This window comes from Duganella sp. S19_KUP01_CR8 (assembly GCF_036688705.1).
Taxonomy (GTDB): Bacteria; Pseudomonadota; Gammaproteobacteria; order Burkholderiales; family Burkholderiaceae_D; genus Rugamonas.
In genome coordinates this window covers 27,067-39,947 of record NZ_JAQQPR010000029.1, presented here as the reverse complement: position 1 = coordinate 39,947, position 12,881 = coordinate 27,067, and the positions used below count along the sequence as shown (strand labels likewise).

Below are 12,881 nucleotides of genomic sequence, written 5' to 3'. Positions count from 1 at the left end.
ATCATGCGACCTATGGATTCCCGCCTGCGCGGGAATGACGGGGTGTCTATTGCGCAGTCTTGGCTGGGCGGATGGTGGCGGCCCAGCCGCCGCCTGGCGCCAGGCGCATGGTGAGGCGGCTGGCGCGGGTCACGCTGGCGCTGCCGGCCTGCACGTCGGTGGCGAAGATCGCCGCGTTCGGGCCGTCTTCCATGCTGCTCATCTGGTAGCCGCCTTCGCCCAGGAAGGACAGGTCGAGCGCCAGTTCGCGGCCGTCGGCGCCGGTCATGGCGCCCACGTACCAGGTGTCGCCGTGGCGGCGCGCCATGGCCACGTAGCGGCCCAGGTCCGCGTGCAGCACGCGGCTTTCATCCCACTCCACCGGCACCTGGCGGATGAAGGCCAGCGACGAAGGATTGGCGCGGTATTGCGACGGGCTGTCGGCCAGCATCTGCAAAGGGCTTTCATAGATCACGTACATCGCCAGCTGGTGCGCGCGCGTGCCCTGGCTCATGGGGCGATCGAAGCTGGCCACGAAGTCCTTGCGGTGGGCGTTGCTCATGGCGCCGGGGGTGTAGTCCATCGGTCCGGCGAACATGCGGATGAAGGGCACGGTGACGTCGTGCTCCGGGGTCTGCTTGTCGGTCCACTTGTCGTTTTCCAGTCCCTTCACGCCTTCGAAGGTGAGCACGTTCGGCCAGGTGCGCTGCAGGCCGCTGGGCTTGAAGCTGCCGTGGAAGTCCACCAGCAGCTTGCGCGCCGCCGCTTCACGCGCCACGCGTTCGTAGTAGTTGACCATCCACTGGTCGGCGCGCTGCATGAAGTCGACCTTGATGCCGGCCGCGCCCCAGCGTGCAAATTGGTCTAAGGCCGCCGTCATCTGGGTATCCAGCGTTTTCCACGACACCCACAGGATGATGCCGACACCGCGTTCCTTCGCATGCGCCATCAGCGTCGGCATGTCGATGGCCGGCTTGACCGCCAGCAGGTCGCCCAGCTCATACCAGCCTTCGTCCATGATGATGTATTCGAGGCCGTTCTCCGCCGCGAAGTCGATGTAGTGGCGATAGGTGCGCGTGTCGATGCCGGCCTTGAACGGCACGTTGTACAGGTGGTTGCCGTTGTACCAGTCCCACGCCACCTTGCCCGGCTTGATCCAGTCGGTTTGCTTCAGCTCCTGGGCATCGGCCAGCAGGTAGGGCATCTGGTTCAGCAGCAGGCCGCCGGCGTCGGCGGCGATGCCCAGGATGCGCCATGGGTAGGCGCGGGTGCCGGCGGTGCGCGCGATGTAGGGCGCTTCCTGCGTCACCGGCACGTTGCGGTCGTCGCGCGCGGTGTCGGCCAGCGCCACTTTCGGGAAGACGGCGCGCAGGCCGTCCGCCTCGCCGTGCAGGTACATGCCGGGGTAGTCGCGCAGGCCGGATTCGGTCAGCACCAGATGCGCGCCGCCGCTGCGCACCAGCGCCGGCACGCCAACCAGTTTGCCCGCCGCCTCGCCGATGGCCAGCGGCTGGTAATAGTGCTCGTTATGCGACTGCATGGACTTTTCCTGCGGCCAGTACAGCGTGTCCTGCGGCCGCACATGGACGCCCGCCAGTTCGTCCTCCACCGTCACCTGGCCGGGCAGCTCGGTGCGGAAGCGGTAGGCAATGCCTTCGTCGTAGGCGCGCACCTCCAGCGTGTAGCCGCCGGCGAAGTCCAGCCGCAGGGCGTTGTAGTGGTCGCGCACCTGGCGCGATTTCTGCGCCACCACGGGGCGCACCGTGGTATCGATGCTGGTGCGCTGTTGCTTGGTCAGGCGCGGATGGTCGCCCAGGGTGCCGATGCCGCTCAGCTTCAGGCCGATGGTGGTGGGCAGCACCAGCTGGGTGTCGCGGTGGCTGATCGCCAGCGTCAGCTGCTCGCCGGTGTCGATGGTGACGCGCAGTTGGCGGTCGGGCGAATTCAGTTCCAGCAGGTTGGCGGCCTGGCTGGCCAGCGGCGCGATCAGGAACAGTGCGCCGAGGCGGCGCGCAAAGGATAAGAGTTTCAAGGCAGTCTCCATATAGGTGTTTTTGGCATGCTAAGGGCGCGAGGCCATAGCAGTCCATTCACCTTTTATGCGTTTGCCATATCGAATACGGCAAGGCTGGTCGAGGCCTGGCGGCGTATCGCCTGCAGCAGCAGCTCGGCGCCCGGCGACAGTAGGCGGTCGCGCCGGCGGATGATGCCGTAGGGGTCCATCTGGCAGGCCAGTTCGATCGGCAGCACCGTCAGCAGGCCCAGTTCCTGGTAGCGCAGCGCGACGTCGGCCGACATCACGTTCAGCGCGTCGCTCATTTGCAGCATGCTGGTGATCAGCACGATCTCGCTGGTGTCGACCACGTCGCCCGGCGGCTCCAGGCCGGCGTTGTGGAACTGCTGGTCGAAGCGCTGACGCAGGATGCTGCCGCGCGGCGGCATGATCCACGGCGCCGACGCCAGCTCGTGCAGCGAGAGCCGCTCGCGCGCGGCCAGCGGGTGGCTGATGCGCGCCACCACCACCACCGGTTCGGCCGCCAGTTCCTCGTATTGCAGGTCGGCGTTGTCGGACAGGCCGGTCATGCGCGCCAGCAGGAAATCGAAGTTGCCGCGTTGTAGGCGTTCGAGCAGCACCATGCTCGATTCGACCTGCACGCCGATGCGCAGCAGCGGCGCCAGTTTTTTCACGCGTGTGATGGCGCAGGGCAGCAGCCGCATGGCCGGCGTCATGATGCTGCCGACGTCGACCTGGCCGGCCAGGCCGGCCCTGAGCGCGACGATGTCCTCATGCGCGCGCGCCAGGCTGGTGAGCGCCATGCGGGCGTGGCGTATCATGCTTTCGCCGTAGATGGTGGGTTCCATGCCGCGCGGCAGGCGTTCGAACAGCGCGATGCCGAGCATGTCCTCGAGTTCCTTGAGCTGCTTGGAGGCGGCCGGCTGGGTCATGCACAGCACTTCGGCGGCGCGCATCAGCGTGCCTTCGTCGTCCAGCGCGATCAGCAGCAGCAGCTGGCGGGTCTTTAGCCGCGCGCGCAGGAACCAGTTTGGATTTGGCGCGTTCATGGCGTCTCCGTTGTAATTATGAAAAAATTATACGGGGCGGAGTCATAGCCGTTCAATGAGGTTATCGAGGCCTTTGATATCGAAATCGGCATAGTGCTGAATGCGAAACGGCCCGGCCGAATAATCGACCGGGCCGTCTGTGACCGGGGTGTGGTTTTTATTGCGGCTGCGGTTCGCCGCGCAATCGGTCCAGCATCTGCAAGGTCGTCGGCAGCAGGTTCATGATGCCGTGATACGCACAGTATTCACAAAATGCCTCTTCCGGACTCATGGCGGTGATGCTCGCGTCCGAGTGGCCGCGACGGCGCAGTGCGCGTAAGCAGGCTGCGTCCATATTCCTTGCGTTCATGCGCTGATTCCCTTTCGAATGGTTCCAGGTTGGTTGGGATGATGTCTCAGCGCAATTATATGCTCAAAATAGTTCTGTGTGGCAACTATGTTGAGGTATTTTAAGATTTGGGGCTATTTTGTCATGGCGGCGGCCTGCGGCATGGCCGCCGCCGTCGTGTTGCGGTTCAACCGCCACAGCAAGGCCAGGCCGATCAGCGAGGTGCCGACCACGACGAAACCCACCACATCGAAATGTTCCAGCTTGCCGGACGCGGCCTGGGTGACGATATGGCCGGCCAGCACCGACGCCACCCCGCCCGACAGTTGCTGGATCGAGGCGCTGATGGCGTTGAACGAGCCGCGCTGGGTCTGCGCCGGCACGCCCGCCATCATGGCCTGGAACGGTATCATCCGCGAGAAGATGCCGATGAACAGCACGGTGTTGATGACGATGAACACGGGCAGCGAGGTCGGGCCCAGGTGGGTATAGATCAGCACCATGGTGATGGTCACCGTGGTGCCGAACATGAACACGCGGAACTTGCCGACCGCGTCCGCCAGCTTGCCGATCATCGGGCCGATGAAGATGGTGCACAGGCCGGTGACCAGGTAGACCGTCGGCAGGTGGAACAGGTCGATGCCCAGGTTGTTGACGATGTAGGCGCTGCTGAACGGCATCAGCATGAAGCCGCCGGTGGTCAGCAGCGCGGTGGTGGCGAAGGCCAGCAGGTAGCGCCGCTCGGTGACGGTGTGGAACAGGTGCATCCAGGCGCTGTGCTCCTGCGGCTTGCCGAGGTGGGCGTTGACCGGTTGCAGCTGCCACGCCACCAGCAGGCCGCCGGCCAGGCCGAAGGCGGCCATGGCGACGAAGGGGATGTGCCAGTTCCAGTGGCTCGACAGATAGATGCCGGCCGGGATGCCCAGCACCTGGCTGGCGGCAAACGCGGTCTGGATGAAGCCCATGACGCGGCCGCGCTGTTGCGGCAGGAACAGGTCGCTGGCGATGGCCAGCACGATGGAGCCGATCACGCCGCCGAACAGGCCGGTGACGATGCGCGCGGCCAGCAGCGATTCATAGCTTTGCGCCAGGCCGCACCACAGGGTGCCGAGGATGAAGCCGCTGTAGAAGAACAGCAGCAGCTTCTTGCGGTCGAAGCGGTCGGCGAAACCGGCCGTCAGCAGGCCGGACGCGCCGGCGCTGAAGGCATAGGCCGACACCACCAGGCCGAACTGCCGGGGGCTGATGTTCAGGGCCGGCATGATCACCGCGCCGAGCGGCGACATCAGCATGAAATCGAGGATGACGGCGAACTGCAGGAAGGCCAGCATCGCCACCACGGTTTTCTGATAGCCGGTGAACGGCGTAGCTACGGGTTTAGCCGGTGCGGGTTTAGTCATGGATTGATTCTTTGTTGGGGCGGCAGTAGGCGCCGCGGTCTTTGTGGAATTGGGCGCGCTCTTCGGGCGTCATCGCCTGCCAGCGCTGCCAGCGTTCGCGGCCGTAGTGGCCGTGGCCGCCGTGGCGTCCGCGGAAGCCGCCGAACAGGATGCGGCATAGTACCAGCAGGCCGAGCGCGCGCCAGTAGTCGAGTTGCAGGCTGCCGGCGAACACGCCGGGCATGACCCAGTTCCATAACATCATCACCACCCAGGCCAGCGCGGCCACCCCCACGAGGATCAGCGGCAGGAACAGCAGTTTCCTTTTCATTTCAGTCACTCCTTTCTTTCATTTCATTCGTTGTCGTACAGGGTTTGCAAGCGCGTGCGCAGATACAGGACGGCGTAGCGCTTGCGGGCCAACAGGGTGTTGATGGACAAGCCGCTTTGCGCGGCCATTTCTTTGAAGCTGGCGCCGTCCAGTTCGTGCGCGATGAACACTTCGCGCTGGTTGGCCGGCAATTCTTCCAGCGCCGTTTGCAGTTCCTCCAGCAGCACGGAGCGCGCGTAGGCGTCTTCCGGACTGCCGTCGGCCGACGGCAGCAGCAGGTCGAGGCGGCAGTCTTCGCCATCCTCGCCGGCCATGTCGTCGAGCCGTACTTCCTTCTTCTTGCGGAAGCGGTCGATGATGCGGTTGCGCGCCACCCGGAACAGCCAGGCGCTGACTTGCTCGATCGGCTCCGGCAGGCGGTAGGCCTGGACGAATTCGTAGAAGACATCCTGCAGGATGTCGTCCGCATCGGTGGGATCGCTGACGCGGCGCCGGATAAAACTCCCGAGACGCGACCGCTCCCGCAGTACGGTGGCAGCGATATCCTGTTCGGTGGTTGAATTCGGTGGTGTCATGGCGTTGTAGACGGCTCACGACTGAGCATATTGTGGCGATTTGCAATTTTTATGATCAATCGACTATTTTATTCGGTGTCATGTAGACCTTGCCGCGCTGGTAGTCGAACAGCACGCTGAACTGTTGCAGGATGCCGTTGCTGATGTTGCCGGCCAGGTCGGCGCCGAGCGCGCCCTGCGGCTGGCGCGACAGCTCCAGCGCCGGGTTGGCGATGCGCACGCCGCCGATTTCGAACAGCTTGCCGCGCGTGGCCAGCGTGCGTGCATGGCCGCCGATGCCGCGGCTGACGCGCAACTCTCCGCCGGCCTGGTATTTGTCGATCAGGCCGAAGCGGTCGACGAAGGACTTGCCGAGGGTGAGCGTGTCGTCGCTGCCGGTGTCGATGGTGAACTGGCCGGGCAGGCCGTCCAGCACGCCTTCGATCTGCGGCGTCTTGTCGCGGAAGGAGAAGGGGATGGCGCTGCCGGCGCCCTGGTAGACAAAAGTGGCCGGGTCGTAGAAGGTCAGCTGCTGCTGGGCGTAGTCGATCAAGGTGGGCGTGCTCCACAGCCATTCGTAGCCGATGGCGCCGTCGATCGGCAGCTCGTCCAGCGTGGGGCTGGTGAAGAAGGGCTGGTGCGCCAGCGTCAGGCCGCCGAGGGCGATTTGCCGCACCGTGGTCAGCGCGCCGCGCTCGGCATGCTCGCCCACGCCGGACAGGGTGCCGCGCCCTTCGGCCGGCAGTTGCAGCAGCTTGTAGAGCTTGTCGCTCATGACGTTGCGGGCGCCGGTGTCGAGCACGAAGCGGAACGGCCCTTGTCCGTTCAGGCTGAGCATGATGCAGATGTGGCCGTGGCAGTGCTCGAACGGCACCGTCACCGCCGCCCGCGTGGAGGTAAAGCCTTGCATGGCTGCCGGCGGCGGCAGCGAGAAATCCATCTGCGCGGCGGGGCGGTTCAGCACGATGGCGGCGATGCGCAGCACTTCCAGGTCCTTGCTGTCGTCGGCGTCGCGCTCGCGTTCCTCGTAGGGCAGGGTGACGTTGCCGACGCGGCGGAAGTCGCGGTAGTCGACGGTGCGGGTCCTGCCGTCGACCAGCTCCTGGCGGCGCTCGACGCGGTGCGTGGCCGGGTTGATCCAGTAGTCGAAGGCGCTGCCGTCCGCCAGCACGATGTGCACCACGTCGTAGGCGATGCCGTTGTGGTGGCGCGGCGCCAGCAGCTGCAACTGTTGCTCCTTGCCGCGCGCGAACCACCAGGCGTAGGACTGGCGGCCCAGGTGCTGCGCCGGATCGGCGGCCGCGCCTTCCAGCTTTTCCAGCCGGCCCAGGCGCTGGCGCCAGAAGCTGCTGCCGTCGGAGCGCGACGTCAGCCGGGCGATGGCGGAGGAGGGAATGCGCTGCGCGTAGCGGCCGCTTGCATAATCGATATCGCTGTTGCCGGCCTCGTCGTGATCGGCGTAGCTGCGGACGAAGTCCGTGTGCTGCGTCCGCACGGCCAGCCAGGCGTCGCCGCCGACCGCGCTGCGGGCCTGGTCCAGCAGCGCGGCCGCCGTCTGCGCCGCTGCGCATCAGTGGACGGCGGCGGCCAGGCAGATGCCGGCGGCGAGGTGACGATGGGGAAAGGCACGCACTGCTACTCCTGATAAGGCCTGAAGGCATGTTATACAGGAAAGGCGCGCGCCGCAAAAGTGCAGCCCCTTACTTTGATGTCAGATGCGGCATCGGATGGTGCTCGTAGTGTCCGACACCATTCTTTACGATGGGATCTGTCGCTGTCAGCGCGGCGATATCATCTTCGTCGGCGATCTGATATAGCGCCACGCCATAGGCGCCCGACGGATCCAGCACGGGGCCGTGGGCCACGATGACGCCCTGGGCCAGAAGCTGGTTCAAGTAGGCGCCGTGTTGCTTCATCCATTGCTGTTCATCGGCGGACATCGTCGTCAGGAAGTTCGCGCGCGGTGGAATAAATTTGCACAGGTAGTACTTCATGCCGTCGCCACGCTTTTCAGGATCGAGCCTTCGAACATCTTGGGTGCATAGCTTTGCAGGAAAAGTATCATGCCGGTCATTTTCCCCACTGGATTGCTGAACCTGGGCTCCTTGGCGCCGATCAGCCGGGTGATGGTGTGGACCACCGCGTCGGGAGCCTGCGCTTCGTCCAGACCTTTTTGGGTGGCGGCGTTGGCCTGCCTGCGGTAACTGTCGTAGTCGGCGATGCCGCCTTTGCCCGCGGAGACAGCATTGTGGCCAAGATTGGTCTTGAACCAAACCGGCTCCACCATGCTGACCTTGATGTTGAACTGGTTCAGCTCGAATCGCAGTGACTTGAAGTAGCCTTGGACCGCGTGCTTGGACGCGGTGTAGAAGGACAGGTTAGGCGGTCCGATCAGGCCGACGATGGAACTGACGGTGATGATTTTCCCTTGTTTTTGCGCCCGGAAGTAGGGCAGCAGGGCGTTCGTGACCTTCACCGTGCCCCAGAAGTTGGTTTCAAACTGATGCCGGCCCAGTTCGAGCGGCGTTTCTTCCGCCAGACCGGTGACCATATAGCCCGCGTTGTTGACCAGAACATCCAGCTGTTTGACGTGTTGAAACAAGGTCGTGGCAAATGATTGGATGGATAGCTCGTCATCGATATCCAGTCGCAGCAATTTGAACGGCAGTTGGCCCGCGTGCTTTTCTGGTTCGCGGCTGGTGCCGATTACCTTGTGGCCTTGCTGGTGAAGGTGATGAGCAAGCATCAGTCCGAAACCCGACGATGCGCCCGTGATTAAGATTGTCTTATTCATTTCGATGGTTTTCCCAAAAAGTGGCATGGGTTGTACTGTGCCTGCGTGGCGTTGGATAGTCACTCGCGGAAGGCGCCAACCTGACTGCGAAACGCGCCAAGATGAGGGGGCGCGGGTTGGCGCGATCCGCTATTGCTGTGGCGCGATCGGCGTAATAGACTGGGGCGATGGATATCAAAAACAATGCTGCTCCGCCGGGCCGGCGCGGCGCGATGTTGGACTATGCGGTATGGCCGGGCTGGCGCTTGCTGATGCAGGATGCCGGCCTGGCGACCTTGCCGGTGTTGAGCCGCGCGCAGTTGCCGGGAGACTTGTTCGCACGCCAGAATGTTCGGCTGGATTCGGTAGATTTCTTCAAGCTGTGGACGGCTATCGAGGCGGAGGCTGTGTCGTTGGATCCTGACTTGCCGGCACCCCTGCGTATCGCCCAGGTGATGTCTTCCGACTGGTTCGACCCGGAGTTGTTCGCCGCGCTGTGCAGCGCCAACCTGGGCAGCGCGCTTGGGCGGCTGGCCAAGTATGTGAAGCTGATCGCGCCGATGGCAATCCGGATCGAGCGCACGGCGCTGCATGCCACCGTCTCCATCGATTTCCTGGACCGCGCCATGCCGGCACCCAGTGTGTTCCTGGCGTTCAAGCTGGTGTTCTTTGTGCAACTGGCGCGGTTGGCGACACGCAGCCATGTGCGACCGTTGCGGGTAGGCTGGCCGGCCATGCCGGGCGTCGACACGGATGGAGCGCGCTACCAGTCTTACTTTGGCGTTGCCGTGACCGACGCGCCGTTGGCGACGCTGGTGTTTGCCGCCGAGGATATGGAGCGTCCTTTCCTGACCGAGAACCACAAGATGTGGCTGTTCTTCGAGCCGTCGTTGCGTCAGCGGCTTGCCGATCTGGAGCGGACGGCCGGCATGGTCGAGCGGGTGCGCGGCACGTTGCTTGAGGCCCTGCCGGCGGGCGAGGTTTCCATGCAGGCGGTGTGCCGGAAACTCGCGGTCAGCAGCCGGACGCTGCAACGCAGGCTGCAAGACGAGGGCACGACGTTCCAGCAGACGCTGGACACCTTGCGCGATTCGCTGGCACATCACTACCTGCGCAACACGGCGATGTCGAGCGCGGAGATTTCCTTCTTGCTGGGATTTGAGGACGCCAATTCCTTTGCCAGGGCATTCCAGGGATGGACTGGGAAAACGCCGCATGTCGTGCGGTCCGAAATGACGGTCCGCGCTCACGGCGTGCCGCCGTAGGTGGTGCTCAGCCCGCGCTGGCGCTGACGCTCCACAGCGCCGCAGTGAAACGGACCTGGTCGCCATGCACGTAAGGCTCGAAACCGGCGCGCACGGCTTGCGCCACTTGCTGGCGGGTGTGCTCGTCCGCCGTTTGCAGCGCGCGGCCGACCGGACCGAGCTGGGTCAGGTATTGGTATAGCCGGTTTTCGGGGAAGCTGCACACCACGTCCAGCGGCTGGATGTCGATATCGCGCCAGCCGCTTTGTTCGAGGATGCCGTGCAGGCGCTGCCGGTTGGCCAGGCCGAACTGGCCGGGCTCGTCGGATTGGCGGCGTGGCAGGTTGGGCAGCAGGTGGGCCGCGCTGCGTTCGGCGGCGGTCATGAAGGGATTTTCCTCGGGACTGCGCCAGACGATGGCGTGCAAGGTGGCTTGATCGCGCGCCGCCTGCCGCAGGTTGCCGAAGGCGGCCACGGGATCGTCGAAGAACATCAGGCCGAAGCGGGAGACGATGGCGTCGAAGGTGGCGGAATCGAAGACGTGCTGTTGCGCGTCGTCGAGGATGTAGCTGATGTTGGCTTGCTGGCCCCTGGCTGCGGCGGCGGCCAGCATCGGCGCGGAGACGTCGATGCCGGTGCAGTGGCCGTCCGGGCCGAGCCGGCGCGCGATGGCGTGGACGATGCTGCCGGTGCCGCAGCCGACGTCCAGTACCCGGCGCGCTTCGGCGGGGATCGCATCGACGATCAAGTCCTCGATGGGCTGGTACATCCGGTCGAGCATGTCCTGCGCGGCGACCCAGGTGTTACCGGCCACGCCGTTCCATAGTGATGCATCCATGATCTGTCCTCTCGCTTGTTTTCAAAAAGTGAAAGTGCTACTGTGCCACTTCAAGTCAACTTGAGGTCAAGCGATGGCGAGTCTGGACATAGCCGAAGTGGCGCGGATATCGGGCATGCCGGCATCCACGCTGCGATTTTACGAGGAAAAGGGATTGATCGCCCCGATCGGCAGGCGCGGCTTGCGCCGCCTGTTCGACGCGGGCGTGGTGGAGCGCCTGGCGCTGATCGCGCTGGGGCGCGCCTCCGGCTTTACGCTCGACGAGATCGCTGGCATGTTCGGCGCCGACGGCGACCTGCGCATCGACCGCCACCTGCTGACCGCCAAGGCGGACGAGCTGGACCGCACCATCAAGAAACTCACCACCATGCGCGACGGCCTGCGGCATGCGGCCGTGTGCAAGGCCGCCAGCCACATGGAATGCCCCACCTTCCGCCGGATCTTGCGGATCACGGCCAGGAAGTAGGGAGCGTGCAGTTACGCGACCGTGTTGAACGACGCGACGACGTCGACCAGCTGTTGCCTGACCCAGACATGGGCAGGGTCGCGGTGGAAGCGTTCGTGCCAGATCATGGCTGGCGACAGGGGCTCCACTTGTAGCGGCAGATCCAGCAGCGCTAGCGGCAGCGTTTTCGCCAGCAGGCGCGCCAGACGGCCAGGCAGCGTGAGTATCATGTCGCTGTCCGCCACCAGCATCGCACCCGCAAGAAAGTGGGGAACCCGCAGCGCGACGTGGCGGGTGAGCCCCAGTGCCGACAGCGCCACGTCGACCGCGCTCTCGCCCACGCCGGAAATGGTCACGGCAATGTGACGTAGGCCCACATAACGCTTCAGACTGAGTCCGTCCGCCAGACCGGGATGATCGGAGCGCGCCACGCACACCAGATTATCGGCGTATAGGCCGCGCCGATGGAAACTGCCGGGCAGCGCCTTGAATATGCCCAATGCCAGATCTGCGCCCCCTTGCTCGATCAGCCGCACGTTGTCCCCGACAGGCTGGGCGATGTGCAGACTGAGCGCGGGCGCGTGGCGTTCGAAGCGGGCCATCAACCCAGCAAGGACCATCAGGCTCAAATGATCGTGAGCGGCGATCGTGATGCGTCCCGTTGCCGAGGCGGGATCGAAGACGGCAGGCGAGATGATGCCCCTGGCATCGTCCAGCAACTTGGTCACGGGACCTGCCAGCGCTTCGCCGCGCGGCGTCAGTTCCAGGCCGAGCTTGCCGCGCACCACCAGGCGGTCACCCAGCATCGTGCGCAGCCGCGCCAGCGCGCGGCTGGCGGCCGGTTGGCTCAGTCCCAGGCGCAGGCCCGCCTGGGTGACGCTACGCTCCCGAACCAGCGCTTCGAACAGTTTTAACAGGTTGAGGTCGAGCGTCGATAAATCCACTTGGTGCATATTGGCTATGACTTCCATGTCATTGGTGAATGTCGAGCCATCATGCACCATTCGGGTTCATCTGAATAGGAGATTTCCGTATGACTGCTTCCTTCCCCCTTCCTTACCTTGTGTTCGGCGTGACCGGCCGTACCGGCGCCGCCGCCGCCGATGCGCTGTTGTGCTCCGGCCAGCCGGTGCGCGTTGTGGTGCGCGATCCGGCCCAAGGCCGGCCATGGGCCGAACGCGGCGCAGAAGTTGCCGTGGCCGACCTGACCGACCTGGCCTCGATGACCAAGGCGCTCAGTCAGGTCCAGGGTGCCTATGTCGTCAGTCCGCAGCACTACCACCGCGAAGACCTGTTCGAGAGGGCAGGGTTGATTGCCGATATCACGGCGCGCGCTGCGCTGGCGGCGGATGTGCCAAGACTGGTGGCGCTGTCCTCGGTGGGCGCCGACCGTGAAAGCGGAACCGGATGGATAGGGATGAACCGCATGTTCGAACAGCGCCTGGGCGAAACCGGCGTACCCACTACCTTCCTGCGCGCGGCTTATTTCATGGAGAACTGGGCGCCGCTGGTCGGGTATGCGATGCGCAGCGGCACGCTGCCGACGTTCCTGGCGCCATCACAGCGCGCCATCCCGATGGTGGCGACTGTCGATGTCGGCGGCGCCGCAGCAGCGTTGCTGCAGGAAGAAAGGATGGAGAACCGCGTCGTCACGCTCTCGGGGCCGCAGGACTACGCCCCAAGTGATGTCGCCGCCATTATTTCAGCCGCGCTCCGCAAGCCTGTCGAGGTGGCGGTCCTGCCGGAAGCAGAGTGGCCCAACGCGCTGGCGGACGCCGATTTCTCAAGGGCTGCCCTGGCTGGCTTCACCGAAATGACCTGTGGCCTCAATGGCCCGCATATCGACATCAAGAGCGATCCGAACGTGGTCGAATGGGCGGGAACGACGAAGCTTGAACAAGTCGTCGCCGAACTGGCACAGCGCCAGCGATAAGCCCAATGCAAAAA

General features: G+C 64.5%; 15 protein-coding genes. 4 read left to right on the top strand and 11 right to left on the bottom strand.

Going from position 1 to position 12,881, the window contains the following annotated elements; genetic code table 11:
- Positions 1-46: 46 nt before the first annotated feature.
- The 7 genes from V6M89_RS24475 to V6M89_RS24445 form a co-directional block, all read right to left on the bottom strand.
- Entirely contained in the window at positions 47-2,011 is a 1,965-nt protein-coding gene (locus V6M89_RS24475) for a glycoside hydrolase family 97 protein (protein ID WP_332855643.1), read from the bottom strand.
- Positions 2,012-2,076: 65 nt separating this feature from the next.
- Positions 2,077-3,042, bottom strand: a complete 966-nt coding sequence (locus V6M89_RS24470) for a LysR family transcriptional regulator (protein ID WP_332855642.1) — start codon at positions 3,040-3,042, stop codon at positions 2,077-2,079.
- Positions 3,043-3,199: 157 nt separating this feature from the next.
- Positions 3,200-3,391 (bottom strand): hypothetical protein, encoded by a 192-nt coding sequence (locus V6M89_RS24465; RefSeq protein ID WP_332855641.1) that lies wholly within the window; start codon positions 3,389-3,391, stop codon positions 3,200-3,202.
- Between the two features lie 113 nt (positions 3,392-3,504).
- Positions 3,505-4,770, bottom strand: a complete 1,266-nt coding sequence (locus V6M89_RS24460) for an MFS transporter (protein WP_332855640.1) — start codon at positions 4,768-4,770, stop codon at positions 3,505-3,507.
- Complete coding sequence (locus tag V6M89_RS24455; protein WP_332855639.1) at positions 4,763-5,080, bottom strand: hypothetical protein; 318 nt, start codon at positions 5,078-5,080, stop codon at positions 4,763-4,765. Before V6M89_RS24455 ends, V6M89_RS24460 begins: the two co-directional genes overlap by 8 nt.
- Before the next feature lie 23 nt (positions 5,081-5,103).
- The gene (locus tag V6M89_RS24450; protein ID WP_332855638.1) at positions 5,104-5,655 is read right to left on the bottom strand and encodes an RNA polymerase sigma factor; all 552 of its coding nucleotides are present in this window, start codon (positions 5,653-5,655) and stop codon (positions 5,104-5,106) included.
- A gap of 55 nt (positions 5,656-5,710) precedes the next feature.
- Positions 5,711-7,129 (bottom strand): pepsin/retropepsin-like aspartic protease family protein, encoded by a 1,419-nt coding sequence (locus V6M89_RS24445; protein ID WP_332855637.1) that lies wholly within the window; start codon positions 7,127-7,129, stop codon positions 5,711-5,713.
- Here V6M89_RS24445 and V6M89_RS24440 point away from each other — a divergent pair.
- A complete protein-coding gene (locus tag V6M89_RS24440) occupies positions 7,115-7,279 on the top strand; it encodes a hypothetical protein (protein WP_332855636.1) in 165 nt (54 codons plus the stop codon). The genes V6M89_RS24445 and V6M89_RS24440 overlap by 15 nt on opposite strands.
- Positions 7,280-7,334: 55 nt before the next feature.
- On the opposite strand, the gene V6M89_RS24435 is transcribed toward V6M89_RS24440, so the two are convergent.
- Entirely contained in the window at positions 7,335-7,628 is a 294-nt protein-coding gene (locus tag V6M89_RS24435) for a YciI family protein (protein ID WP_332855635.1), read from the bottom strand.
- A complete protein-coding gene (locus tag V6M89_RS24430) occupies positions 7,625-8,428 on the bottom strand; it encodes an SDR family NAD(P)-dependent oxidoreductase (RefSeq protein ID WP_332855634.1) in 804 nt (267 codons plus the stop codon). Before V6M89_RS24430 ends, V6M89_RS24435 begins: the two co-directional genes overlap by 4 nt.
- A 167-nt stretch (positions 8,429-8,595) precedes the next feature.
- Between V6M89_RS24430 and V6M89_RS24425 the strand changes: the two genes are divergently transcribed.
- A complete protein-coding gene (locus V6M89_RS24425) occupies positions 8,596-9,672 on the top strand; it encodes a helix-turn-helix domain-containing protein (RefSeq protein ID WP_332855633.1) in 1,077 nt (358 codons plus the stop codon).
- 7 nt (positions 9,673-9,679) lie between these two features.
- On the opposite strand, the gene V6M89_RS24420 is transcribed toward V6M89_RS24425, so the two are convergent.
- Positions 9,680-10,489: a class I SAM-dependent methyltransferase gene (locus V6M89_RS24420; protein WP_332855632.1), complete on the bottom strand. Its 810-nt coding sequence runs from the start codon at positions 10,487-10,489 to the stop codon at positions 9,680-9,682.
- A 73-nt stretch (positions 10,490-10,562) separates the two neighbouring features.
- Here V6M89_RS24420 and V6M89_RS24415 point away from each other — a divergent pair, with 73 nt between their 5' ends.
- Positions 10,563-10,955, top strand: a complete 393-nt coding sequence (locus V6M89_RS24415) for a helix-turn-helix domain-containing protein (protein WP_332855631.1) — start codon at positions 10,563-10,565, stop codon at positions 10,953-10,955.
- Between the two features lie 11 nt (positions 10,956-10,966).
- On the opposite strand, the gene V6M89_RS24410 is transcribed toward V6M89_RS24415, so the two are convergent.
- Positions 10,967-11,938, bottom strand: coding sequence for a LysR family transcriptional regulator (locus tag V6M89_RS24410; RefSeq protein ID WP_332855630.1), 972 nt, complete (start codon positions 11,936-11,938; stop codon positions 10,967-10,969).
- A gap of 29 nt (positions 11,939-11,967) precedes the next feature.
- On the opposite strand from V6M89_RS24410, the gene V6M89_RS24405 reads away from it, so the two are divergent.
- Positions 11,968-12,867 carry an NmrA family NAD(P)-binding protein gene (locus V6M89_RS24405; protein ID WP_332855629.1) on the top strand — a complete coding sequence of 300 codons (900 nt, stop codon included), beginning with the start codon at positions 11,968-11,970 and terminating at the stop codon, positions 12,865-12,867.
- Positions 12,868-12,881: the final 14 nt, after the last annotated feature.